Here is a 25,711-nt window from a genome sequence, read left to right on the forward strand (position 1 = left end):
ATCGCGAACAAACCTAGGAGTGAGCAAATGGCTACGCTGGTATTACTAAGGGGATTAATGCGAGATAGTCGCCACTGGGGCGAGTTTTTGAGTTTGTTGCAAAAAAAAATTGCACTGGTTAGTGAGACGGATCACAAAGTGCTTGCGCTCGACACCTTAGGTAATGGTGCATTATCCTCTGAGTTGAGTCCGACTGATATTCGACATTATGCTGCCAATATAAACCAACGATTATTGGCTTTAGATGAGGACGATATTTATTTGGTTGGTTTGTCCATGGGCGGAATGATAACCCTAGAGCTGCTCAACAACGCCTGCGTTAGCCAAGCCAAACTTGAATTAAATAGTCATGGTCTTGCAGTCAAAAACGGTTTGAATCTCAGAATAAAAGGCGCTGTTGTCATCAATAGCAGCGCAGCAAACCTATCGTCCTGGTATCAACGATTTCAAGTTTTACCTGTTATTAAGGCTATGCTGGATGCTGTAGCAATGTTGTTCAAACATCGGGCAAACACTGGCAAGCTAAGTTTAATTGAAATCTGCGTGATTAAGTTAACTACCCGGCGCTTTGGTAACGACTTGGCCTTAATGGCACTATGGAGTCGATATCGTAGAGACTGCCGTACAGGTTTTTTGTCTATTGTTCGCCAGTTGTTGGCTTGTAGCCGATATAAGGTGTTAGTCAAAGACGGAGATCTAGCTGGTAATGGAGACACCAAAGCGGCCTCAATAATAGAGCCGTCATCAAAAGCGTTACCTGCTAAACCTTTACTGGATGAGGTTCCACTCACCTTGATCTGCGGCAAAAATGATAATTTAGTTAGCCCGAGTTGCAGTATGCAGCTGGCGCAAGCTTATAACGCGGAGTTGTTAGTATTTGACGATGCGGGGCATGATTTGAGCTTAGATAGCCCTAATCAACTGTGTGATGCAATTATTAGGGCATGCAAACTGTCGATGCAATAGACGGTTTTACGATAACCTGTGAATTGCTAGGCGTTAAAAATGCCAGCCTAGCAAGGGTAACGTTACAGCAATCTTTTGCGTTTTAAGCTTTCGCGACAACAGTTTGCCCAATGGGGGTTAGACTCAGAATCGCCAACTTTAAATGCTGCAGCGCAAACGGAATGCCGATAATGGTAATTGCGCAAGCAAATGCATGGACAATGTGACCTATGGCTAACCAAATACCAAACAGCAAGAACCAAATGATATTACCCACCATGCCAAATGCGCCTGTGCCAAGGTCCTCGTTACCGGTTAATGCGCGTCGATTCATTGAATCTTGACCAAAGGGCCAGAACGCCATTTCGCCAATAACAAAACAAGCACGACCAAAAGGAATGCCTATAATGCTAATAAAGCAAAGTAGGCCAGCTAGCCACCAAGCCAGTCCCATGACAAAACCACCTAGAATAAACCAAGCAATATTAAATACTAAACGTAGCACTGCCATTTAAGGCTCCTTATGTTTTATTTCTGTCCTTTCGACAGTCTCTAAATATTGATAAAGCGATTTTCATGCCAACTCGCTAACAGTCGCTATTACGCAGATTTTTCGAGTGGAGACAAAACTGATTAGTGTAATTGACTATGTATTAGTGCTTTTGTTAACTATGGTGGTTAAAAATAGCAATACAACCTGTAAATGCCGATTCGCTCACACCTTTAGGATGTCGCTATTTTGTCGATGGGTTTACAATAAAGGCAAGTGAGTGAGTTAACCGACTTAATGGTCCCATACTGAGTGAGCCCCCCATGTTTGTAGAGTCGCCGGTTGATAGTATTGAATTTAATGGTCGTACAGTTTTCGTGAAACGTGATGATTTATTAAGTGAAACGTTTTCAGGTAATAAAGCGCGTAAATTTGCTTATTTTCTTGAAAATGAGTTTCCGGGTAAGTCGGTCCTCATTGGGCATGGCTCGCCAGTGGCTAACTCACTGTATTCAATGTCAGCGTTAGCAAAGCTAAAAGGTGTGCAGCTCGATTTTTATGTCGATCATATTGCAGAGCAAGTAATGAATTCAAGCGTTGGTAACTATGCAGAGTCGATTGCGAATGGTGCTAATGTTATTGACTTATCTAAAGTTGATGATAGACAAAATTTAAGTGTAATTGAGTATATTGAACAAAAAGTGCTACCGAATCGCGACGACAGCTTATTTGTACCAGAAGGTGGACGCTGTGAATATGCAAAACATGGTGTACAAACTCTAGCGAAAGAGGTGATTGCCTGGGCTGAAATGCAAAAGCTTGAACAGTTAGCGGTATTTCTACCCTCTGGTACAGGTACAACGGCTGTGTTTTTAAATGAATACTTGGTATTAAATGCACCGCACATTAAGGTTTTCACATGTGCGTGTGTTGGTGATGCGCAGTATTTAACGCAACAGTTTAATCAGCTGGTTGCCGACGAGTCGATGCATCCAACCATAATCGAGTTAGGCAGGAAGTATCATTTTGGTAAGCTTTACCGCCCCTTTTACGACATGTATTGCAAACTTTTGGCAACAGGCATTGAGTTTGAACTACTCTATGACCCATTAGGTTGGATGTGTGTTGAAAGCTTATTTGAGCAAGAATTTACTCAGCCATTATTGTATATCCATCAGGGTGGGTTATTAGGTAACGCGACTATGTTGCCTAGATATCAGCGCAAATACTCTGAGTGTTAGTCGATTAAAAGCGTGCAAGAGAATAGGCGACAAACAGAGGTTGTTGTCTAGTTTGGGTAATTTGTTGCAAGAGGGTGATTCCATTTGGTAAGGCGTGATACCGAGTTTCGGTACGGCCTTAACCAAATGAATGTGACTAAATAGCTGAGTAGATGTTTCAGTCCTATTCGTTTGCCTATGAAGACAAACATTCGATACGAGTGAGAGGAGGTGTATCGAAGAGTCAGTATTGTGTTGCCATTGTGCTAGCTTACTTTTGCTAGCAGACTTGTTAAGTCTATTTTTACTAGCTTATTTATTGCTAGAAAGTAGCCACTTCATAAAATTAAGCGCTTCAATTCGTTTTGAAAAAGTTTGCTTATTTTTACCTTGGCTGTCGGTAAAGGCGATTGATGTTTTGTTGACTGAAATTGAATCTACTGGAAAGTTGACGGTAATTTCGTGTCCATTTACTAGGTATGACATATGGTCACACTCCTTCTATTTTAAGCTGCCCAATATAAGGCAGTGCTTTATAACAATAAGATATCCTTAGCATTTTTGCGAAAGATGAATTTTAAGTTCTATTTGAGACTACTCATCTTTGGCTACTTATACAAGTGGCTTGAATGTAATAATGTATATAAATATGTTTGCTAGATCGCAAAAACAATACAAATACCTATTACAAACTGCTCAATAGTAGAGCATAAGCTTATGACAGTGGTGTGACTGCCAATAAAGATGATTTAACCTGTGAGATAACGCTTATGTGGGGATCAAACGACGAATCGTGGATTTTACAAAAAGGCGGTGAGTTCTATCTAAAAGGGTCTATCTAAAAACTGAGCGGATTATATGCGCCCGATAAATATTGTCAAGAGGTTATTTGCAACTATCGTGAAAATTTTATTCCAATCAAATGTTAACATAGAGTTAAACCTTGCTAGAATGAACAGACTTGCAGGAGTGCAAGTTTAGCAGACAAGCTAAAGTCCTGTTAATGGAGTGCATATGTTAAAAACCTTCTCGTTACTCTGCTTATTCACTTTGACCTTATTGTCGCAGACTGCGCATGGTACGGGGCTCTTAACCGCAGCAGAAAAAACCGCCTCTGCCACTGAGGCGCCAATCGCGCAAGTTAAAGAACCAAGTTACAACTATCAAGATAGCCTTTTTAGGGATACCCCGAGAGGGGCGTTAGCTGGATTATTTGAGGCGTCATTTGAGCAGGACTTCGACAAAGCGGCTAAATATCTTGATTTACGCTATTTACCCGATGATATGGATGCTGAGCGCGGCCCCGAATATGCTAAACAGCTTATTGCAATTATCGAACGCAATATTTGGGTTAATTTACAAGAGATAAACGACACTCCTGATGGTACCAGTGGCGATCAACTGCCCACTTATCGTGACGCTTTTGGTCGGGTAGAAGTGAAGGGAAGTGAAATAACGTTATTGCTGCAAAAGGTACCTAATAAGCAGTTAGGTTCAATTTGGAAGGTGTCTAATGCCACAGTTGCTAAAGTACCGCTCTTGTATAGCGAGCTTGGTTATGGACCTGTGGTTGAGTGGTTTGTTAAGCACGTTCCACCAGGGCACCTGTTTAAGTTGAACTTGTGGGAATGGGCTTTGCTTGTTTGCTACTTCTTATTGGCTTTGCTGGTGGTGATCCCCATTACGTGGATCGTGAAAAAACTAATATTACGAACGGACTACCAGTATAAAGCGGACGTTGCTCATTTAGTTGTTGGTCCGTCAAGGCTTTTAGTGGCATTACTGCTGGTTCGCGCTTGGATGGCTCATACAACACTATCTGCTAATGTGATTGCGGTAGTCAATACTGGCTTCTTACTGCTAATTGCAGTGGTATGGTTTATTTGGTCTCTGACTGATGTGATTCAAAATAGCTTACGTTTACGTTGGATAAGCCAAGGCAACAGCCAAAGCGCTTCGTTGTTACGACCGTTGGCTAACTTTACTCGGGTGATTTTGGTCGCGCTTGCCGTGCTTATTTGGTTAGAGCACCTAGGTTTTGACGCCTCGACAATTTTGGCTGGCCTTGGTATTGGTGGTATTGCAGTGGCGCTGGCCTCAAAGCAGTCTATTGAAAACTTTATCGGCACAATTACCCTATATTCTTCAGCGCCTATAAAAGTGGGTAATGTCGGCCGTTTTGGTACGATAACCGGCACAGTTGAAGAGATTGGTCTAAGGTGTACGCGAATAAGAACCATAGATCGCAGCGTAATCAATGTGCCCAATGCCCGTTTATCTGAAATGGATATTGAAAACATTTCAGAGCGTGAAAAAATCCGTTTAAAAACCGATATTCGCTTGGATTATCAAACCAGCGCTGAACAAATTCATCTGATTATTGATGATATTCGTGCTTTGCTAGAGCAACATGAAAAAGTAGAGGAAAGTCCGTTAAGGGTTACATTTAAGGGCTTTGGCTTATATGGGCTACAGCTAAATGTATTTGCTTATATCGGTACTACGGACTTTGCTGAGTTTCAGCGTGTATCAGAAGAGCTACACTTCGGGATTATGAATGTGGTTAGCAAACATGGTTCACGTATTGTCCCTGTCGTCCCTGTGGCTGCTGCCCAGCCCTAGATTATCGATTACGTAAATCTATGGTTATACCAAAATAAGAGGTCGCAATCGCGACCTTTTATTTTTATCTATGGTTCAGGTTTGTTGTGTATCAACATCGGTGTACGGGCTAAATTAATAAATCAGTTCACCGATAGGGTTGAGTATTTTACTTATCCCTTTGGTGAAATGCAGTGCCGCATCCACAACCGTATAACATAAACAACCGTCTAAGGTTTTTGGTGAATGCTGATGGTCTGCATCGAGCTCGATAAAGTCACCAGGTACATAACGGCTAAATTCATCTTCAAAGTGACCTTCAAGTAATAAGGTTATTTCTCGTCCTGTATGGGTATGCTCAGGGATCTCGCCGTTAGCGTCTATATGCAACAAACTGGCTCTAGCATGACCTTCATCAGCGTCTAGACGCATGCGACTTATTTTACCAAATCCGCTCCATGACTGATTAGCCTGCTTGGCAAATGCACGCGGCAATGTATATTGCTTGCCTTTAATTTGCACTAGGGCTCGGCTATTGACTGTGGCTTCGGTTTGCACCGCATCCAAGCTAGTAATTTGGTTTAACATGGCACTAAAGTCGATACTTGCGTAGTCATTATCAGCTACATGCAAATCTGTATTAAAACTCGACTGAGCCTGTTGTTCGGTTATTTTGGCAACCTTTTCGCGACATATTGCGCAAAGTTCACAGTGTGCAGACACCGCAGTCGCTAGAGCTAGGTGTAGTTGTCCGTTAACGTGCTGCGCTAGCATTTCGTCTTTTGGATGGAATTTAATCATAATGTTTCTCCAAAATGCTTCTCAGTTTAACAAGACCCAATCTAAGTCGTGATTTGACTGTACCCAAGGGGACGCTTAACTTGCTCGAAAGCTCTTGCTGGCTTAGCTCTTGTAAGTAAATGCCTTTTACAACTTGTCTTTGTAATGGGGGCAGAGCGTCCACGTGCTTTAAAAGTTTAGCGGTGAGAATGTGGTCTTCATGCTCGTTTGATTCGGGTGTTTCAAATACTGGCCAAATATCATCGCCATAGGTGTCTTCTTTGTTGTGTTGCACTTTGCGCAACATGTCAAAGCAACGATTTCGCATGATGGTAAAAACCCAAGTTGTCACAGCGCCTTTATCAGCATCAAACAGATGAGCTTTGGTCCAAACCGTGGTCATGGTTTCCTGCACAAGATCCATCGCACAGCCTTGATTTGCCAGCTTTTGGTTAGCAAAGTTTAATATTTTTGGCGCAAAATAACTAAACAATTGCGCGTAAGCAGCTTTGTCACGGTTATTAGCAACATTGACTAGGTGCGCGGTTAGTTCGACTAACTGTGCGTCTTGTTTCTTGTCATCCATAGATTGCTTATTTTGCCTAACGTAAGCTTTATCATAACTGCTTCGGCGACGATGCGATTGAATATTTTCCATTTTTGCCACTCTTTTAAGGGGGTGAGCAGTGATTTTCACCAAATTCATCGTTATATACGCCGAGCAGCAAAAAATGGATCAGGTTATTTTGATAAGTGACAAACTTTTTTAAGTGGTTCCTGACGAGCCATTGATTTTTATACTATTTGGCACAGTATGTCAGGAACATGTATTTTCAAACGGCGTAAGTCATTATTTTTATTTGCTTATTGTTTAATTGGGTATTTAAAAATATTTCTAATATGATGATTTTATTTGAAAATTATTTTAAGACGTTATTTAGCATGGTTAATGCTAACTGATGATCTTTGGCAGCAATACAATGCTGTTTTTCAGTGGGGGTCAGTGGCAAGATCTCTATCCAACGTTGACAAACCCAGCTCAAGTTAGTGAAGTCCGAAAGTTTATATTGGCTTAGGTGTTCTGGATACTCTGCAAGCAAGTCTTTTAAAATAGACGTGTATTTTACTTGTTGTTCGGTAATGGGCTGAGCTTCCCAGCTAGGGACTGGAGTAACATTGCCTCTTTTTAGGCCGTCATCTTCAATAGTATAAGTACCTAATTCAAACTTTTCGATACCGACTACTGTTACGCCAAGTAAGCCGTCCTCCAATGTTTCAAAGTCTATGATTTTGCAGCGTGTACCTACGGGGAGAAGTGTTTTGCTGTCTTCTGCGAGCATACAAGCACCAAAGCCAAGATCGTTTTTCAATGACTCTTTTACGAGTCTTTGGTATCTCGGCTCGAAAATCCTTAACTTAGTAAAGCCATCGGGCAAGATGCATATCTGTAATGGAAAAAGCGGTAATTTCATAATACTTCTTATGAGAAATGACTATCACTTGATACGTTAACCGCAAGCATCTCGATCAGTTTATCTATGATGAATGTTTTGCTCGTGCGAGCTGGAGGCTAAATTCAGCAATTGATTTTAAATTAATCTTGTTCTTGGCACTAATTTGTGGGGTAGGTACATGATTTATGTGTTAAAAAAATATAACCTAAGGCCAGAATGAGAAAAACAAGGATCCCTGATGACTCAAATGCTAGCAAGTGTCGACCAACGCACAAAACTGGTTGGTGAAAATCGACTTGAGTTATTACTGTTTCGAATTAGTGCCACTCAACTATTTGCCATTAACGTTTTTAAAGTTAAAGAAGTGGTTAAAGTTCCTCCATTAAGCACCATGCCAGGAAGCCATGGCAGCATTATTGGCGTCGCTAACCTTCGTGGCTTATCAATCCCGGTTATTGATTTGCGCAGAGCAATTGGTTTTAGACCGTCAGTTATTCACCCTGAAAGTAATTTGATTGTTACCGAGTATAACCGTTCGGTTCAGGGTTTTTTGGTTGATAAAGTGGAGCATATTGTCAATCTGACTTGGGGAGATATATTACCGCCACCTAAAACGGTTGGACGCGATAATTACCTGACAGCAATTACACGGATTGAGTATCAAGACAAGCAGGAACTGGTTTCAATTATTGATGTTGAAAAGGTACTGGCTGAGATCATTCATTATGATATTTGCTTATCGGAAGGGGTGTTAGATGAACAGCTATTGCCTGCTATGTATGGCAGAAAAGTCCTAATCGCTGATGACTCGGCGACCGCGAGAAGGCAAGTTCGTGAAACACTTGAACAGCTAGGTTTGGAAGTGATTGAAGCAACCGACGGTTTGATGGCGCTGAATCTGCTTAAAAGCTGGTGTGATGAAGGAAAATTGATAACCGATCACATATTAATGCTGATTACAGATGCGGAAATGCCGGAAATGGACGGTTATAAACTGACACACGAAATTAGAAGTGATAAACGTATGGCGGATCTATTTATTACGTTAAATACTTCGTTAAGTGGCAGCTTTAATAACGCTATGGTTGAGAAGGTTGGTTGTAATCGTTTTATTTCTAAATTTCAACCGGATCTTCTGGTTGAGGTCGTTCAAGATAGGCTGAGAGAAGCCTTATCAAATTAAGGTAATGAGCATGCTAGTTTAGCTAGCGTGCTCTTCGCGCAGATCGCTAAGCACTTGCTTTTTCAACTCAGGTACAGCGGCAATATTAATTTGGGCAATGCGCACTGCATAACCGAATCTATTCTTACCAACGATTGCTATGACATCTTCCAAAAAGCGTTTATCAAGGGTGAATTGCTTTGCGTAAAATTGAATCGCTTGGCTAACCGAGCGGTAATTAACCCCATCAAAGCTAAACGAGGCATTGTAACCATAATCATCTAAGACGATGCCGTTTAAACTGAGTGTCCAGCCACTATAATTGACTCTGTCTCTAGCGATTTCATACATCATCCAAGCACTTTTTTTAAAGCCGCCAAAGACTTTATCTTCAAACTCAGATTCTTCTAATTCTTGCTTAGTCCAGTTGATACCTATGACTAAATGCTTTTCGTAGATGCGCATCAACTCATCCTTTACCGCCATATTGCAGTCCCAAATAGAAGTTAGCTTATGTTGCTTAGCGAGACGAAGGCATTCTTTACAACATGGCACCGTGAGGGATGGGTGCGGGGTATGAGCTTCTTTTATATAACTCCACTCTTGATTACTTGGCTCACCACAAAACCAGCAGCAATGTCTGCGGTCAAATGGGATATCAATTAATGGCGCTATATCGAGCAAAACATTACTCCTTAAAGTAAAGGCTACTACTGTGTGAATATGGATAGACAATAAGGCTATATAAAAACAGAGCGTACAATGGGTTAAATTGTACGCTCTGGAGTCAATCGTAATGTAACCAATGAAGGTTACTATTGATTATTCTTTTTCAACGCCGACTAGTGATGTGGCAAGCACGATAGGATCGACTTCTTGGCATTCTTGTTCTGCAACCCAGTCAACACCAATAAGCACGCCGTCGTCATTTAGGTCGCTTACCCAATACTCAAGAAATTCTTCTAAGGTAATCGCTACAGCTGAATAGCCTTCCCATTCTTCTGTGCAGTGGCTTTTTGCTTGAGCTTCTTCAGACCATAAAGGCATCACGTCAGTGGCTTCATATTCAGAAGAGTCACAAACAACCCAGCCTTCACCGCTTTCATCTTGAAGGCCCCAAACAACTTGGGATTGCTTTACGTTATTGATGAAGTTTTCTAATGCAGGAGTCATTTCAGTCATGATTAATCTCTTGTTTGGTTAGATATAAATGAGCCTGTACTCAATGACTAGTAGTCTGCAGTTGGCTTGGCATTTTAGCAAGTCATTTAGTGTTTTTATCTCAAGTCAAAAAGGCGCATATTCGATAATGGTCTGTCTTTTGAGTGTAATTTAGGCGGTTGCAACGAAAAGGTTATCTAGGCGCAATATTTAAGTGAATTTAGGCTATATTATGCAGTTATCATAGTATGGTTATTGATATTGAAAGCATCAAGTTTTACTTGAACCTATGTTTAATTGAAGAGGCGGTCACCTTTAAATTAAGTAAGTTTAAGGTAGGGTTAATTCTTTCAAGTCACTTTATACGTTACAGTCATCATTTTTGGGAGTCTTCTATTGTTTAAATCAATCCCCCTGGCTACGGCGCTTCTTTTAAGCAGTTCTGCTGCAATGGCTACAGAGCAGCCAAATTGGGCAACTTGTGTCGCCGATCTGCAACAAACCGCAAAAGCCGAAGGCTTATCGCAAAACACCATTGATACCACATTGGCACAAGTTAAATATGTACCCAGAGTTATTGAGCTTGATAACAAGCAGCCTGAGTTCAGTCAGTCTTTTGAAAACTATTTTACCAAGCGGGTAACAGAATGGCGTGTGGCCCAAGGCCGAAAATTATATCAAGAGCATAAGCAACTCTTACATAAACTTGCCAAGGAATATGGTGTTCCGCCGCAGTACTTATTGGCATTTTGGGGGCTTGAAACAAATTTTGGCTCTTACAAAGGAAAAATGTCAGTGCTTGATTCGCTGGCAACATTAGCGTGTGACCCAAGACGTAGCACTTACTTTACCCAAGAGTTGATGCAAGCGTTAAAGCTTAAAGAGCGTTATAACTTTGCCGAAAGTGACATGGTTGGTTCGTGGGCTGGCGCGATGGGGCATACCCAGTTTATGCCTTCTGCTTATGCTAAGTATGCGGTAGACGGCGATGGTGATGGTAAAGCGGATTTATGGAATAGCACCACAGATGCATTAACTTCAGCGGCGCACTTTTTACAAAATTTAGGTTGGAAGCGCAATGAACGCTGGGGGCGAGAAGTGAGTTTACCTGCAGACTTTTCCTATGCGCACCTAGGTAAGGCGCAGGCGCAACCATTAACGCGTTGGGCTGAGTTGGGGATAACCCAAACAAATGGTCAGCCGTTGAGTACGCCTGATATGAAGGCTGCGCTTTATTTGCCGTCTGGGCATACCGGTCCAGCATTTCTTGCTTACGATAATTTCGATGTGATCATGCGTTGGAATCGTTCAACATTCTATGCGATTGCCGTCGGTCACCTTGCCGATAGAATTAACGGTGGCGTGGCGTTAAATGTGGCGCCTCCTAAGATGCCAAACCTGAGCCGCGCCCGAGTCAAAGAGCTACAACAACAGCTTAATGCTCAAGGCTATGATGTCGGTAAGCCGGACGGTATTTTAGGCTCAAAATCAGTGAAAGGCTTACAAGCTTATCAAAAGTCGCAGGGCTTAGTGGCCGATGGCTACCCAGATGAAGCGACTTTTAAAGCCTTGAAAGTCAATTAGCTTTTACTTCATTGATGTCAAATTAGGCATAGGGTAAGCCACCGCGTTTACAGATAAAAAGATGCAATCATAAAGATTGCATCTTTTTTATTGCTCGCTTAAATTAGCTAACGTTTGTTGGTTATTTTGATAGGAGTTACATGGACGATTTATCACATGCACAGCGACAGCGTCTAGCGTTTATCGATTTTAGTTTGCAATACTTTGGCAAGGTTTCTCGTCAAGATATGATTACTAAATTTGCCACTGGACTTGCCGCTGCGACGCGAGACTTTCAGTTATATAAAACACTGGCACCGGACAACATGCGTTTGGTCCATCAAACTAAAAGTTATCATCGTTTAGCGTCTTTTGTGCCTTTGTTCTCTCATCAACCCGAATCGATATTACATGGTCTAGCTAAAGGCTTTGGAGATGGATTATCACATCCTGTACAGCCAAGTGAAGTGTGTATTGATGCATTACAGTTGATTCATCCCGACACTGTTGTTATTGCGGCCTTGATGCGCGCGATACAAGATAATAAAGCACTTGATATTACTTATGTGTCAGTGTCTTCCGGTGAAAAGCGTCGACAAATTGTACCCCATGCTTTGGTGAATAATGGTCAACGTTGGCACGTTCGTGCATTTGACCGCAGTCATTCAATATTCACTGATTTTGTTGCGACGCGAATTAAAACAATCAGCGAAAGTATGACGGAGGTGGGCGAGCTAGAAGCCAGTGATAAGGATAGTTATTGGCATCAAGAAGTTGAATTAACCTTGATTGCTCATCCGTCGTTATCGCATCCAGAGGCAATAGAACTTGATTATCAGATGCAAGATAAACAGCTTAAATTAACCTGCCGAGCGGCATTAGCTGGTTACCTGCTGCGCCAGTGGAGCGTTGATTGCTCTGCTAAGCATCAGATTAACTCAGGAGTGTGCCAATTAGCTTTAGCGAATCACGCAGTACTTGAGCAAATTGAACATCTATCGATTGTGCCTGGCGCCAAGTATTAGCAGCATGAAGCTTAAGCATGAAGCCTAAATAGGCTGGTTTAACCTTAGTTAGCATCGCTCTTGTGGGCGAAACCGTCAGCAAATACAATATAAAGTAGAGCCTTGCAGTGAGTTTTGGTAAGCTGCAGCCATTAAATTAGAGTTAAGGAATACCATGAATATTAAAGATGATTCAGTTGTGCAGTTTAACTACACATTACGTGATGAGCAGGGCGAAGTATTAGAAACTAACGAAGGGTTAGATCCAATTGCTTATCTTCATGGTCATGACAATATGATGCCTGGCGTTGAAGATGCATTGGCTGGCAAAGAAGTCGGTGCTAAATTTTCAGTGACTTTACCTGCAACTGAAACCTATGGTGAACGTAATGAAGATGCTGAGCAGCGTGTTTCTGTTAAACATCTTCAAGGCGCGAGTGTTTGGAAGCCGGGCATGCGCGCACTGATCAGCACTGATCAAGGTCAACGCCAAGTGACTATCTTAAAAGTGGGTAAATTTATGGCAACTGTGGATGTTAACCATCCGCTCGCTGGCCGTGAACTGACTTTTGACTTAGAAGTGATGGATGTACGCGACGCAACGAGCGAAGAGATCGCTCATGGTCACGCCCATGGTAAAGGTGGTCACCACCACTAAGCTTAATTCGCTTACAAGTTGTTGATTAAGCCCGACTGATGTCGGGCTTTTTATTGACGTATTAGTATTACACAGAGTCGGTAAATCATGGTTATTGCGTTTTCTGCAGGTAAGTTAATTGTTTCACCCTTTGAAATACAGGCGCGGCTTGATAATGGTTGCCTGTTATACGCAATGGTTGATGACATCAAGTTTCATGATGATGCCTTAATGCTAGTCGCTGATGCTGGCGCTGTTCGTTGGAACATTAAGCTGGATTCAAACGAACAGCTACAAGAGGTAAAAGGTGAGCTAGGTATAGGCTAATTAACTAGCTGTTAAAGTCGAGACTAGGGCCTTCAGGCACAATACGAGTCGGACTGATTGTGTCGTGGCTAAAATAGTAATGCAGTTTAATATGCTCAAAATTAACGCTAGCCGCAATACTAGGCGTTTGATAAATCGCCTTAACGTATCGTTGTAGATTAGGGTAATCGATGATGCGTTTTTTATTGATTTTTTCCTGCGAACTCCCAACCATTGCTGAGCATGTGCGGCTCAACCACTGACACACTAATAACCTGTTCCAATTGTTTAAGACTGCGCATGATAAGTGTTCTATGAGCCCAAGGACAGGCGAGGGAGACATACAAATGGTAACGGTTTGATTCAGCCTTATAACCCAAAGTACCGGCTCGCTTAGGTTTACCATCTGCCGTGACCCAGTGCCTAAAGCTTGATTCCTGTCGTTGAAATTCACCATTACTTTCTTTAGTTGAATACCACTGTTCTACCCATTTTCCATTCTGAAGAAGTCCCATTATCTAGCTTCCTTTTTTAAGTGATAGGACAAAGGTTAAGCGTAATTGAGAAATGTTCAAAGAAGAATGAACAGGTATTTTTTATCGCTGACAGTCTTAGGCTTGCACGTTAGTTAGCAAAAGGGGGAGGGCTAACGAGTTAACCTGATTCTATGGTTAACTTTTTAGAGAGTATGGGCTAGAGCGTTATCGACTGGTATGATTCTATTATCTAAATTGTTTACATAATAAGAGAAAAAATGTCTAACACTACACTTGAGCGTATTACGATTGAACCTAAGGTTAGCGCCAAAGCGTGCGTGATCTGGCTACACGGACTAGGAGATTCAGGCGCAGGTTTCGCGCCAATCGTGCCAGCATTAGGTTTAGGCGAAGATCATGCTATCCGCTTTGTATTCCCTCATGCTCCAGAGCAAGCCGTGACGATTAACGGCGGTTACGTGATGCGAGCTTGGTACGATATTAAAAGTATGGATCTGCATGATAGGGCTGACTTGAGCGGCGTTTTACAAAGTGAGCAACAGATCCTAACGCTGATAGCAGAGCAAATTGCGAGTGGAATACCAAGTGAAAATATCGTTTTGGCAGGTTTTAGCCAAGGTGGCGTAATGAGCTTATTTACGGCATTGAGATTAGATAAAAAGCTGGCAGGTATTATGGCTTTGTCTTGTTATTTACCCAGTGGCGATGCTTTGCCTGAAGCGCTTGCCGATACCAATAAAACAACCGCTATTTTACAGCACCATGGTGTTGATGATGAGGTTGTGCCATTAAGCGCAGGCTCTCTTGCACATGAGCTACTTAAAAAGTCTGGCTTCGCTACAAGTTGGACAACTTATAACATGGGCCATAGCGTGGTACCTGAGCAAATTCGTGATATCTCCAACTGGTTACAGGCCGTCCTTTCACACGTAAAGTGAATTTATTGCTAATTATTCCTCTTCCAAGGGCGAAAAACCAAGTTCGCCCTGTTTTCATATCAAAACAATCCCGCCTTGTCGTAAGTAAGTCTAAATTTACATTTAATATTCTGATTTTGTATGGTTTTTAATAGTCTTTATCTACGGTTCAATTTTTATGGTTACGATGTTTATTGCACATTTGTAAGCATGTTCTTAATCATGAACAGTTAATCTGTTAAATCGTTTATAAAAGAGTCGTTTAGAACACGATGTGTAATAAATGTGACACATATTTTGCCTAAGCTTTGCTAAGATGGCGACCAGCAAAAGGAAATGATGCTTTTTGCTAAACAATTAATAAAACGAATTATAAAAAATAATCAAGGGGTTGATTGTAATGAAAAAGACTTTACTTAAAGGGTTAGTTGCTACGGCAGTTGTTAGTGCATTAACAGCATGTGGTAGCGACAATGACAAGGATAACTCATACATTTCTGCTGCGTGTGCTGATGCGGGCGATGCCTGTACTATTTTCACTGTTATTCATACTAACGATAACCATGGTCGTTTTTGGCAGAACAAAGATGGCGAATACGGTATGGCTGCGCGTAAAACAGCTATCGACAATATTCGCGACGAAGTTGAGCGTGAAGGTGGTGAGTCGATTTTGCTTTCGGGCGGTGACATCAACACAGGTGTTCCAGAATCTGACATGCAAGATGCGGTACCTGACTTTATCGGTATGGGTTTACTTGGCTATGACGCTATGGCTGTCGGTAACCACGAATTTGATAATCCTTTATCTGTATTAGACATGCAGGCTAACATCGCAAAATTCCCTATGTTAGCGGCTAACATTTACAAGAAAGACAGTGAAGGTCAGCCTACTGACGAGCGTTATTTTGAACCTTACCGCATTTTTGAAATCAATGGTTTAAAAGTGGCTATCATTGGCTTTACGACTGTTGATACACCAAAGGTTGTGAGCCCTGACAACGTAGCAAGCTTGCACTTTACTGATCCGCAAGTTGAGATCGAAAAAGTATTAACAGAAATTGAAACTAACGAAACTGTTGATATGGTATTTGCATTGACTCATATGGGTCACTATGCAAATGGTGAGCACGGTACTGAAGCACCTGGCGATGTTAAACTTGCTGAGTCAGTAGCGAAGGGTAAACTGCAAGCGATTATCGGTGGTCATTCACAAAATCCAGTTTGTATGGAAGGCGATGGTTATGCTGACTTCAAACCAGGTGATGAATGTAAGCCAGACCAAAAGAACGGTACATACATCATGCAAGCCCATGAGTGGGGCAAATATGTTGGTCGTGCAGACTTTGAATACATTAATGGTGAATTGACTCTAGCTAGCTATAAGCTAATTCCAATTAACCTAAAAGAAGAGAATGAGCAAGAAGAGCTTGTTTTCATCACTGAAGAGATTGAACAAGACCAACTAGTAATCGATGCGCTGCAGCACTATCAAGATCTTGGTCAAGAGCTGTTAGATGTTGATATCTCAAGCACAGACGGTAAGCTTGAAGGTGACCGTAATGTTGTTCGTACGGAGCAAACAAACTTAGGCCAGCTATTAACTCGTGCTTACGCTGATTGGGTTTCTGCTAACTTTGCAGCGACAGTAGATTTTGGTGTGATGAACTCTGGTGGTATCCGTGATTCAATCGCTGAAGGCACTATTTCTTACCGTGATGTACTAACAGTACAGCCATTTGCTAATGACGTTGCTTTTGTCACTATGTCAGGTACAGAAGTACAAGACTACCTAGCAAATGTCGCTCTTAAAACTGGTGGTGGTATGGCGCAGCTATACCCACTAGAAATGAACGTTAGCTGTGACGCGGTAGAAATTAATCCAGATGCAACTTCAGCAGACATTGTTGAGATTACATCACTTGGTGGTCGTGAATTTAAGTTAGATGATAACTACACTTTCTCATTGATTAACTTCAGCGCTAAAGGCGGCGATGATTACCCTGTGGTAACAGCTCACGCAAACTACATCGATACACAGCGTAGCGATGCATCAGTATTACGTGAATACTTTGAGAAAAACCCAAGCATTAAAGTGGCTGAATACGCACCTGCAAATGGCGGTCACCCTAAGTTCTTCCGTGGTGGTTCAGAAGTTAACAGTTGTGCTAAATAGTTCAATAATTTAGCTCTGTAATTTAGCTCTGTAATCATAGTGAGTACGCTTAAATCGTTTGGTATTAATCAAGCAATTTAACCACTAAAACCATGATCTATAAAATCCAGTACTGACTTTGTCTGTGCTGGATTTTTTATTTTTACCAAGCCTATTCTCGAATGTATAAGTCAGGAGAATTCTATCGGAATATACAAATAATTTAATTTTTCCCTTGAAAACCTTAAAGCCCATCCATATATAGTTAATAAGGTCGCTCAATGAGGACCTAACGAGATATCTAAACTCTGCGCCTTCGGGGCAGTATTTAGATAAGAAGTGTTAATAGCGCTTCACTATCGGTGCGAAAAACGTCGGCCAACTTACTTTTATATATTGCTTAAGACAAGGATATACCCATGAGAAATTACGACTTAACCCCACTATACCGCAGCGCAATTGGATTTGACCGTTTGGCACAACTTGCAGAGCATGCGGCATCTAATAAAGGTAACTCAGGTTACCCACCTTACAATATCGAATTGATAAACGAACATCGTTATCGTATTACTATGGCTGTTGCCGGTTTTACCATGGATGAACTCGATATCACCAGCGAAGGTGACAAGCTATTAGTGAAGGGCACCAAGGCGGAAGAGAAAGAAGCGCGTAAATATCTTTACCAGGGTATTGCTGAGCGCGGATTTGAGCGTACCTTCCAGCTTGCAGACTACGTCACAGTTATTGGCGCCAATCTTGAAAACGGTTTATTGAATATTGATCTTAAACGTGAGATCCCAGAAGCGATGAAACCAAGAAAGATTGAAATTGCGACCTCAAGACTACTTGACGCTGAATAATGTATTTATCGCTAATTTAGCAAGCTAATACTCAAAATTAAAAAGGGAGCCAATTGGCTCCCTTTTGCTATCTTTGCCCCATCCTAAATAACGTAGGCACTTAACTTATTGGGCGTTAAGTGCTTTTCAGTGGTTAGGCTTTCATGGCTTTTTCGCCGCGAGCTAAGCCTACGACACCCGAGCGTGAGATCTCCACAACTTTGGTTACATCCGCAAGCGCTGCAATACAAGCATCGAGCTTTTCAGTGGTGCCGATAAGCTGCACCGTATAGAGACTTTGAGTGACATCGACGATTTGACCACGGAAAATATCGGCTAATCGTTTCACTTCTTCACGGTTTTCACCATGTGCTTTGACTTTAATTAACGCTAGCTCTCTTTCTACATGGGCAGATTCAGTGATGTTAGAGACTTTAAGTACATCAATTAACTTATGTAATTGCTTCTCAATTTGCTCTAAAACATATTCGTCAGCATTCACGGTGACAGTTAAACGCGATAACGTCATATCCTCGGTTGGCGCTACGGTTAACGTCTCAATATTATAACCACGCTGTGAAAAGAGGCCGACTACTCGAGAAAGGGCGCCGGGCTGGTTTTCAAGTAATACACATATAATACGACGCATTAGCTTTTCTCCGTTTTGCTCAGCCACATTTCATTCATTGCTCCACCGCGGATCTGCATTGGGTGCACGTGTTCGGTTTCATCAACATGAATATCCATAAACACTAGCTTGTCTTTCATGCTGAGTGCTTTTGCTAAACCGGCTTCTAATTCAGCTGGGTTGCTGATTGTCATGCCAACATGGCCATACGCTTCAGATATTTTTGCAAAATCAGGCACAGAATCCATATAGGATTGCGAGTGACGTCCGGCATAAATCATGTCTTGCCACTGTTTAACCATACCTAGGAAGTGGTTGTTAAGATTAACGATAATCACCGGGATATCATATTGCAGCGCCGTTGATAGCTCTTGAATATTCATTTGAATTGAACCGTCGCCAGTTACACAAATGACGGTTTCTTCGGGCATGGCTAATTTCACACCTAATGCAGCGGGCAAACCAAACCCCATGGTGCCTAGTCCACCTGAGTTGATCCAGCGACGAGGCTTATTAAAGGGATAATACAGGGCGGCAAACATTTGATGTTGGCCTACATCAGAGGCGACATAAGCATCACCGTTGGTAAGCTTATGTAAGGCCTCAATCACTTGTTGTGGCTTAATCTTCTTATCGTTAGTTGAGTATTTTAAACTATCAACTGCGCGCCACTTGGCAATATCACTCCACCACTGATCGTTTGCAGCAGCGTCGGTAATACCATAGTCGTTAGCTTCAATCTGCATCAGCATATCGTCTAATATCTTCTCTGCAGAACCAACAATAGGGATATCTACCCGAATTGTTTTTGAAATCGATGACGGGTCGATATCAATATGTAAGATTTTAGCGTTAGGGCAGTACTTTTCGACATTGTTGGTGGTGCGATCATCAAATCGAACGCCGATACCAAAAATCAAATCACTATTATGCATCGCCATATTGGCTTCATAGCAGCCATGCATGCCTAGCATTCCCACGCTATTTTTATGGGTGCCAGGAAAGGCACCTAAGCCCATGAGTGTGCTAACAACAGGGATCCCTAGCTTTTCTGAAAGCGCCAATATTTGCGCATCACAACCGGAAATCACCGCGCCGCCACCAACATACAGTACCGGTTTTTTTGCATTGAGCAGGGCTTGTAAACCGCGGCGGATTTGACCTTTGTGGCCAGAAGTCGTCGGGTTGTACGAGCGCATGCTGATATCTTCAGGATATTGATAATCATGTAAAATAGCAGGATTCATGCAATCTTTAGGAATATCGATAACGACGGGACCTGGGCGGCCACTCGATGCGATATAAAATGCTTTTTTGAGGATAGCGGGGATATCTTTTGGATCTGTGACCAAAAAGCTATGCTTAACTACTGGGCGAGAAATACCTATCATGTCACATTCTTGGAATGCATCATTACCAATAAGGTTGCTTGGAACCTGGCCTGAAATGACCACTAATGGAATAGAATCCATATAAGCGGTAGCAATGCCGGTAATGGTATTGGTTGCACCAGGACCTGAAGTCACCAGCACGACGCCGACTTCGCCAGTGGCACGGGCATAACCATCAGCCATATGCACAGCGGCTTGTTCATGGCGCACTAGAATATGTTCAATGGTGGATTTTTCATGTAAGGCATCGTAGATGTCCAGAACGGAACCGCCTGGATAGCCGAATATATGTTTAACACCTTCATCAATAAGAGAACGGACGACCATGCTGGCGCCTGATAACTTCTCCATAGCACTTCCTCTTAAGTTACCGCGACGGTATGCAGTATCTCGATACAGCGACGGTAATCGCTCTAATAATTAAGCTAAGACGGTAATCTTTGCTCTCCAAGTGCCGTGACAATCTTAGGTAAAGATTAATCAATGCAATGAAATTGCTCGGCAAGCATTCAAACTGAATGTATTTTCATCATATAAAAACCTTGGCTTATTACAAGTGCTTTAATTGAAAAGTTGTTCTGCTTGAAGAATTTTCATTATCGCTAACAGAATAATAGCGAATGAGAGATAAAACCCGGTAATGAAACTGACGTATATGCCTAGAGGAAGCAAGCTATTGAGTTAGTGATTTGCTTATGCAGGATGTAAGTCGTCTTTCTAGGTGGATTATCGCCGCTTTAAGGCCTATTTAGGCTTTAAAGCGGCATCTTTAACAAGCGTTTTTGACAAGTCCTATTTCATGCCGGTTAATCTGCAGTAATACTCGGCTCATGGCGGCTTAAGAACTGACATAGACCAACAAGAATAACCGCTGACAGCATCAATGCAGAAAAGGGCACCGCTGTGCCCGTATAAAATAGAGCAAGTAATGGTCCTGCTAACGCGCCAAACCCAAAACGAAGCGTGCCAATAACAGCTGTTGCGGTACCGGTTTCTTTTTGAAACTTCATCAATACAATGGCATCAGCATTTACCGACATGACCCCCAAACAAGCCATTAACGGCAATAGCATAATCACAGTAAACAGGTAGCTAAGACCTAATAAGTTAACCGTTAGTAAAGCAATACCTGCTATGGCGCCAAAAAAGGTAGCCACTTTTAACATACGTTTTGAACCATATCGACCCACTATGCGGCTATTGACGACATTGGCTAGCATTAATGCACCCACATTAATGCTAAATAAAATTGCAAATACTGATTTGTCTAAACCAAACACTTCCATATAAACAAACGGTGATGCGGTTAAATAGCAGAAAAATGCAAATGAGGTCAGCACGCCACTGGCGATATTAAACTTTACACCTTTTTTGGTAAACACCGTTGCATACGCACCGAAAAAGGTTTGCTGGCTGCGACTAGTACTATCTTTGTCACTAGGCATATTGAGTTTGAAACTGACTAAAATCAACAAAATGAGCGCATAAAAAGCGAGAATAAAAAAGATTAAATGCCAATCACCGAGTTCTAAAATCAAGCTGCCAATGCTTGGAGCAATAAGCGGCGCTAACATCATAATCAGGCTGACATAGGACATACCTTTAGCGGTATTTTTACCATAAAGTTCTTTTATATAGCCAGGCACTACAACAGTGGCAGCTGCACCAATAAAGGCTTGAATAAAGCGCAAAGCCAAAAAGCTTTCAATTGTGGTGACAAACGCTAACCCTAAGCTTGCTAGCATGAAGCCTACTAGACCAATAATCACCAGCCTTTTTCGGCCAAATCTATCGGCAAGTGGCCCAAAACACAGCATCCCTAGAGAATAGCCTCCGAGATATAAACTTAATGATTGCTGCACTAGAGTGATGTCGGTATTAAAACTCGTGGCCAGCGTTGCCATTGCGGGTAAATACATATCAATGGCTAGGGGCGTAATCGCTACTATGGCTGACAACATAGGAATAAGTAGCGCTAAGCTGGCACCAAAAGGAAATTGTTGAGAATGTTGGTTATTGGTTGAGTTATTCAACGGTACCTCAATGATTAAAGACTACGACTTTGAGTAGCAAGGATGACGTCATTTATGTGTTAAAGCACAACATTTGATCTTAAGGCTATCACATCAAAATGCGATGGCGGATAGATTCAAATAGGCGCTTAACGATGTTAGTACTTGATCTGGTGGCTTGCATTACGGACTAAACAGGGAGCCCTATTTAGTGAATGAAAGAAACGCCATTATCTTGTTGAAGGATTATGGTGTCAGATGCAAATATATTAACGCTTTAAACATATTAATCAATGTTAAAACAGGCTTATTACTCTTCTATATCTGTTCAAATTGTAACTAAAAGCATTTGCTCTTAAATCTAGTTATAAACCAGTCATCTAACTGTCTCACTTCTGTCATCTTTATGTCTTGTGGCCGTCATAGCTTGGGTGCCTTTAAAAGCAACGTTGAATAATAAAATGCAATCAACACTCAAGTTATCTTTGTTGTGTTGCATAAAGGGACTCAGAATGAATAACCAAATTAAGCTTATCTCGATATTGGTCAGTGCTAGTTTACTGACAGCATGCTCAGACGATGGTGACAATGGAGCTGCGGGTACAGATGGCGTGAACGCGCTTATTAATGTGGAGCAGCTTGCAATAGGTGCTGCGAGTTGCCCACTAGGTGGTCAAGTTATTAAAACTGGACTTGATGTAAACGGCAATAATCTACTCGATGAAGATGAGGTTGATGCGCTACAAACAAAATACTTATGTAATGAAACCACTGGACAGTTAACAGCGAGCTTAATTGGCCGCTATCAGAGCGGTATTTATGGATTAAGTGCTGCAGAGATTGTCGATTTTCATCGTCAATCTAAGCGTATATATGTAGTGAATGCTAAGAGTGGAAAAGTGGACGTATTAGATGGCAGTGAGTTAAGTGTCGATAGTGCGGTGTCTGATGCTGGGGCATTAGCGTTAAATAATGTAAGCAAAGTTAGCGAAATTGATGTGCAAGTCGATTTAGGTCTTGAAGGACTTGGCGGCGTCAATAGCCTAAGCGTATTTGACGATATGCTTGCCGTCGCGATAGAGCGTGCTGATGGTCAAGGTAATGCAAAGCAAGGTCGTGGCTATATTGGCTTTTATCGTTTAGATGAAAGCGGTGAGGGGGTTTTATTCGCCAAAGTCGAGGTCGGCTTTTTACCCGACAATGTGACGTTTAATCGAGATGGTAGCATGCTGTTAGTGGCAAACGAAGGTGAGCCTAATGGCGATTACAATGTCGATCCTGAGGGGAGTATTTCGTTAATAGAGATAACTGATGGCATACCAAGTGATAAAGCGATAGAACTGAGCTTTAAGGATTTTAACCTTGGTGGACCTCGAGCGGCGGAACTCAGCTCTATGGTAAAAATTAATGGCCCTCAAGCGAGTGTAGCTGAAGATTTGGAGCCAGAATATATTGCGGTGAGTGAAGATAACACCATGGCCTATGTGTCTTTACAAGAAAATAATGCACTTGCGGTGATAAACCTTGTCGATAAAAGTATTGAGTCTATTTTGCCTTTAGGCTTGAAAGATTATGGTCTTACACAAAACAAAATAGATGCCAGTGATAAAGATGGCCTTGTTAATTTAATGGCTTATCAAGATGTTTATGGAATGTACCAACCAGACACAATCCAAAGCTTCGAATGGAATGGCGCGAATTTTATTGTTACCGCTAATGAAGGCGATGCCAGAGATTACACTGGATTTTCTGAAGAGGCGCGAGCTGACGACTTGCTGTTAGATGCATCTCACCCGCAGTTAGCAGCCGCACAAGATAAAACTCAGTTAGGTCGCCTAAAAGTCACTACTAGCTTGGGCGATTTAGATAAGGATGGTGATTACGACCAGATTATTAGCTATGGCGCCCGCTCTTTTTCGATTTGGGATCAACAGGGCAATCAGGTTTATGATTCTGGTTCGGACTTTTCAAGGATTACTGCCGCAGTTTTAGGTGATAATTTTAATAACAATAATGATGAAAACAAAGGCGATAGTCGTAGTGATGACAAAGCGAGCGAGCCTGAAGCTCTCGCACTCGGTGAAATTGCCGGAAAGCGTTATGCATTTATTGGCCTAGAGCGTAATGGCGGCTTTATGATTTACGACATCAGTAACCCTTTTGATGTCAGTTTTGTCGATTATATTGTTAATCGTAATTATGCAGCAGATTTTGAAATCAACACTGATAATGGTGAAGTGAGTGGAGATGCTTCTCTAGCGGGTGATTTAGGCCCTGAGGGGATGAAATTTATAGCTGCTAAGGACAGCCCAACCGCTGAACCCTTATTAATCATTGGTAACGAAGTGAGTGGCACTACCAGTATCTATGGTTTAAGTTTTTTAAATTAATCCGTTAAAAATAAAAAACTCCGTTACGGCTGTAGCGGAGTTTTTTATTGAGTGAGCTTTAAGGACACTCAATACGATTGGTTTAAATCAATAAAGATTAAAAGCCGCGAGGTAATTGCCCTTTACCGGCAAGCTTTTCACGCCAAAGTTCTTTTGGCGTTTTACCTGCTTGATTACCACTACTTTTAGCAACCGGAGCAGCTTTCTTAGCTGGCGCCTTTTTTGCTGTAGGTTTAGCCGCAACCGCTTTTTTCTCAGTTTTAGCTTCAACAGGCGCTGTTTCACCACCAACTTCCGCTAACATCGCTTCTAAATCACTAAAGCGTAAAGACTTACCGCCATCGATTTTGTACCAGCTACCTTTCTGTTCAATTTTAACAGCTTGGCCATCACGCTGAGTTAGCGCAGCCTCAAGTGTGCTGATAACTTCTTCTTTGGTCAGTTTTGACATAATAATAACCTGTTTATTTTTGTGTGTACTTGAAGGTTTGTACTGATTTTATCGTTTAATGTACTGTAAAGTCCAATTTTAGCCGTATTTGACTGTATTTCTATGATGTTTTAGGCATTTTTTGTTAAATATCGCACTAAAAATGTTCAATTGGTTAATCTGTACAAGCCGCGAGTGACTTGATGCTTAACTGTCTATTTATACTAACAATAGGTTAAAATGGATTTTTTGCTATTTTTGGCGGATTTATGACGCGAACTGAACTGAGCCAATATCTGGCGGACTTTTTACAAATATCCAATTTTAAGGATTATGCGCCCAACGGCTTGCAGGTTGAAGGTAAGTCAGAGATTAAAACCATTGTGACCGGAGTGACAGCTTGTCAGGCATTGATAGATAAAGCGATTGCATTAAATGCAGATGCGATTTTGGTGCATCATGGTTTTTTTTGGAAAAGCGAACCGCAGATTATTGTGGGAATGAAGCAAAAACGTATTAAAGCATTATTGATGAATGACATTAATTTGCTGGGTTACCATTTACCGTTAGATGCGCACCCTGTAGTTGGCAACAATGCCCAGCTTGCTAAAGTGCTTGAGATCGTTGAGCCTGAAGTGATTGAAGGTGTGGCGCAAGGCTTGATTTGGCAAGGGAAATTAGCTCAGCCATTAACGGCAAAAGCGTTTAATGAGCATATTTCGCAAAAGCTCAACCGCCGTTGTCAGCATTTAGGTGATGACAACGCTATGGTGTCGACAGTTGCTTGGTGCACTGGTGGGGCGCAAGATTATATTGATATTGCAGCGAGCATGGGGATTGACGCCTTTATTAGCGGTGAAGTGTCTGAGCGCACTTATCATTTAGCCGTAGAGCAGGGGATTCAATATTACGCCGCTGGTCATCACGCGACGGAGCTTTATGGCATTCAAGCACTAGGCGCTCATTTAGCTCAGGAGTTCGGAATTGAGCATCACTTTGTTGATATAGTGAACCCGGTATAACAGCTTATTAAGCTAAATCGTGTCTAGTCCTAAAATAGGTTGACGGTTTTTATTAAGCCAGTTGGTACTCCCAACTGGCTTTTTCATGCACCTCGTTTGGGGTTTTCATT

The 25,711-nt window shown here is 41.8% G+C and carries 24 protein-coding genes and 1 pseudogene; 13 read left to right on the forward strand and 12 right to left on the reverse strand.

Annotated elements, in window-relative coordinates:
- Positions 1–27: 27 nt before the first annotated feature.
- Complete coding sequence (locus L2748_RS16545) at positions 28–966, forward strand: alpha/beta fold hydrolase (RefSeq protein WP_220781471.1); 939 nt, start codon at positions 28–30, stop codon at positions 964–966.
- 82 nt (positions 967–1,048) lie between these two features.
- On the opposite strand, the gene L2748_RS16550 is transcribed toward L2748_RS16545, so the two are convergent.
- The gene (locus tag L2748_RS16550; RefSeq protein ID WP_220781470.1) at positions 1,049–1,456 is read right to left on the reverse strand and encodes a YccF domain-containing protein; all 408 of its coding nucleotides are present in this window, start codon (positions 1,454–1,456) and stop codon (positions 1,049–1,051) included.
- 302 nt (positions 1,457–1,758) lie between these two features.
- Here L2748_RS16550 and L2748_RS16555 point away from each other — a divergent pair, with 302 nt between their 5' ends.
- A complete protein-coding gene (locus tag L2748_RS16555; RefSeq protein WP_220781469.1) occupies positions 1,759–2,676 on the forward strand; it encodes a pyridoxal-phosphate dependent enzyme in 918 nt (305 codons plus the stop codon).
- Positions 2,677–2,967: 291 nt separating this feature from the next.
- On the opposite strand, the gene L2748_RS16560 is transcribed toward L2748_RS16555, so the two are convergent.
- Positions 2,968–3,141, reverse strand: coding sequence for a hypothetical protein (locus L2748_RS16560; protein ID WP_220781468.1), 174 nt, complete (start codon positions 3,139–3,141; stop codon positions 2,968–2,970).
- 528 nt (positions 3,142–3,669) lie between these two features.
- On the opposite strand from L2748_RS16560, the gene L2748_RS16565 reads away from it, so the two are divergent.
- The gene (locus L2748_RS16565; protein WP_220781467.1) at positions 3,670–5,277 is read left to right on the forward strand and encodes a mechanosensitive ion channel family protein; all 1,608 of its coding nucleotides are present in this window, start codon (positions 3,670–3,672) and stop codon (positions 5,275–5,277) included.
- A 114-nt stretch (positions 5,278–5,391) separates the two neighbouring features.
- On the opposite strand, the gene L2748_RS16570 is transcribed toward L2748_RS16565, so the two are convergent.
- The 3 genes from L2748_RS16570 to L2748_RS16580 all read right to left on the reverse strand — a co-directional run bounded on the left by L2748_RS16570 (position 5,392) and on the right by L2748_RS16580 (position 7,508).
- A complete protein-coding gene (locus L2748_RS16570) occupies positions 5,392–6,057 on the reverse strand; it encodes a ChrR family anti-sigma-E factor (protein ID WP_220781466.1) in 666 nt (221 codons plus the stop codon).
- Positions 6,050–6,622: a sigma-70 family RNA polymerase sigma factor gene (locus L2748_RS16575; RefSeq protein WP_373317218.1), complete on the reverse strand. Its 573-nt coding sequence runs from the start codon at positions 6,620–6,622 to the stop codon at positions 6,050–6,052. The genes L2748_RS16570 and L2748_RS16575 overlap by 8 nt, the downstream gene beginning before the upstream one ends.
- A 334-nt stretch (positions 6,623–6,956) precedes the next feature.
- Positions 6,957–7,508: an LON peptidase substrate-binding domain-containing protein gene (locus L2748_RS16580; RefSeq protein ID WP_220781464.1), complete on the reverse strand. Its 552-nt coding sequence runs from the start codon at positions 7,506–7,508 to the stop codon at positions 6,957–6,959.
- Between the two features lie 220 nt (positions 7,509–7,728).
- On the opposite strand from L2748_RS16580, the gene L2748_RS16585 reads away from it, so the two are divergent.
- Positions 7,729–8,673: a chemotaxis protein CheV gene (locus L2748_RS16585; RefSeq protein WP_220781463.1), complete on the forward strand. Its 945-nt coding sequence runs from the start codon at positions 7,729–7,731 to the stop codon at positions 8,671–8,673.
- Between the two features lie 18 nt (positions 8,674–8,691).
- On the opposite strand, the gene L2748_RS16590 is transcribed toward L2748_RS16585, so the two are convergent.
- Both L2748_RS16590 and L2748_RS16595 read right to left on the reverse strand, forming a co-directional pair.
- Positions 8,692–9,336, reverse strand: coding sequence for a hypothetical protein (locus tag L2748_RS16590; protein WP_220781462.1), 645 nt, complete (start codon positions 9,334–9,336; stop codon positions 8,692–8,694).
- Positions 9,337–9,474: 138 nt separating this feature from the next.
- Positions 9,475–9,834, reverse strand: coding sequence for a DUF2750 domain-containing protein (locus L2748_RS16595; RefSeq protein WP_220781461.1), 360 nt, complete (start codon positions 9,832–9,834; stop codon positions 9,475–9,477).
- 375 nt (positions 9,835–10,209) lie between these two features.
- On the opposite strand from L2748_RS16595, the gene L2748_RS16600 reads away from it, so the two are divergent.
- The 4 genes from L2748_RS16600 to L2748_RS16615 all read left to right on the forward strand — a co-directional run bounded on the left by L2748_RS16600 (position 10,210) and on the right by L2748_RS16615 (position 13,344).
- Complete coding sequence (locus L2748_RS16600) at positions 10,210–11,397, forward strand: lytic murein transglycosylase (protein WP_220781460.1); 1,188 nt, start codon at positions 10,210–10,212, stop codon at positions 11,395–11,397.
- Positions 11,398–11,537: 140 nt separating this feature from the next.
- Positions 11,538–12,401 (forward strand): WYL domain-containing protein, encoded by an 864-nt coding sequence (locus L2748_RS16605; protein ID WP_220781459.1) that lies wholly within the window; start codon positions 11,538–11,540, stop codon positions 12,399–12,401.
- Positions 12,402–12,555: 154 nt separating this feature from the next.
- Positions 12,556–13,038 (forward strand): FKBP-type peptidyl-prolyl cis-trans isomerase, encoded by a 483-nt coding sequence (locus L2748_RS16610; protein WP_220781458.1) that lies wholly within the window; start codon positions 12,556–12,558, stop codon positions 13,036–13,038.
- Positions 13,039–13,125: 87 nt separating this feature from the next.
- Complete coding sequence (locus tag L2748_RS16615; protein WP_220781457.1) at positions 13,126–13,344, forward strand: DUF3389 family protein; 219 nt, start codon at positions 13,126–13,128, stop codon at positions 13,342–13,344.
- 4 nt (positions 13,345–13,348) lie between these two features.
- Here the strand turns inward: L2748_RS16615 and L2748_RS16620 are convergent.
- Positions 13,349–13,838 (reverse strand): annotated as a pseudogene (locus L2748_RS16620) (glutathione S-transferase family protein).
- A 239-nt stretch (positions 13,839–14,077) separates the two neighbouring features.
- Between L2748_RS16620 and L2748_RS16625 the strand changes: the two are divergent.
- From L2748_RS16625 to L2748_RS16635, 3 genes are all read left to right on the forward strand, one after another.
- Entirely contained in the window at positions 14,078–14,758 is a 681-nt protein-coding gene (locus L2748_RS16625; protein WP_220781456.1) for an alpha/beta hydrolase, read from the forward strand.
- Positions 14,759–15,137: 379 nt separating this feature from the next.
- Positions 15,138–16,910: a bifunctional UDP-sugar hydrolase/5'-nucleotidase UshA gene (gene ushA / locus L2748_RS16630; RefSeq protein ID WP_220781455.1), complete on the forward strand. Its 1,773-nt coding sequence runs from the start codon at positions 15,138–15,140 to the stop codon at positions 16,908–16,910.
- Positions 16,911–17,308: 398 nt separating this feature from the next.
- Positions 17,309–17,749: an Hsp20 family protein gene (locus L2748_RS16635; RefSeq protein WP_220781454.1), complete on the forward strand. Its 441-nt coding sequence runs from the start codon at positions 17,309–17,311 to the stop codon at positions 17,747–17,749.
- 133 nt (positions 17,750–17,882) lie between these two features.
- On the opposite strand, the gene ilvN is transcribed toward L2748_RS16635, so the two are convergent.
- From ilvN to L2748_RS16650, 3 genes are all read right to left on the reverse strand, one after another.
- Complete coding sequence (gene ilvN, locus L2748_RS16640) at positions 17,883–18,377, reverse strand: acetolactate synthase small subunit (RefSeq protein ID WP_220781453.1); 495 nt, start codon at positions 18,375–18,377, stop codon at positions 17,883–17,885.
- Positions 18,377–20,098: an acetolactate synthase 3 large subunit gene (locus L2748_RS16645; protein ID WP_220781452.1), complete on the reverse strand. Its 1,722-nt coding sequence runs from the start codon at positions 20,096–20,098 to the stop codon at positions 18,377–18,379. The genes ilvN and L2748_RS16645 overlap by 1 nt, the downstream gene beginning before the upstream one ends.
- Positions 20,099–20,553: 455 nt before the next feature.
- Entirely contained in the window at positions 20,554–21,780 is a 1,227-nt protein-coding gene (locus L2748_RS16650) for a multidrug effflux MFS transporter (RefSeq protein WP_220781451.1), read from the reverse strand.
- A 491-nt stretch (positions 21,781–22,271) separates the two neighbouring features.
- Here L2748_RS16650 and L2748_RS16655 point away from each other — a divergent pair, with 491 nt between their 5' ends.
- Entirely contained in the window at positions 22,272–24,149 is a 1,878-nt protein-coding gene (locus L2748_RS16655) for a choice-of-anchor I family protein (protein WP_248957718.1), read from the forward strand.
- 97 nt (positions 24,150–24,246) lie between these two features.
- On the opposite strand, the gene L2748_RS16660 is transcribed toward L2748_RS16655, so the two are convergent.
- Entirely contained in the window at positions 24,247–24,600 is a 354-nt protein-coding gene (locus L2748_RS16660) for a hypothetical protein (RefSeq protein ID WP_220781449.1), read from the reverse strand.
- A gap of 248 nt (positions 24,601–24,848) precedes the next feature.
- Here L2748_RS16660 and L2748_RS16665 point away from each other — a divergent pair, with 248 nt between their 5' ends.
- Complete coding sequence (locus L2748_RS16665; protein WP_220781448.1) at positions 24,849–25,601, forward strand: Nif3-like dinuclear metal center hexameric protein; 753 nt, start codon at positions 24,849–24,851, stop codon at positions 25,599–25,601.
- Positions 25,602–25,711 lie beyond the last annotated feature (110 nt).

Source organism: Shewanella sairae, from assembly GCF_023283535.1.
Classification (GTDB): Bacteria; Pseudomonadota; Gammaproteobacteria; order Enterobacterales; family Shewanellaceae; genus Shewanella; species Shewanella sairae.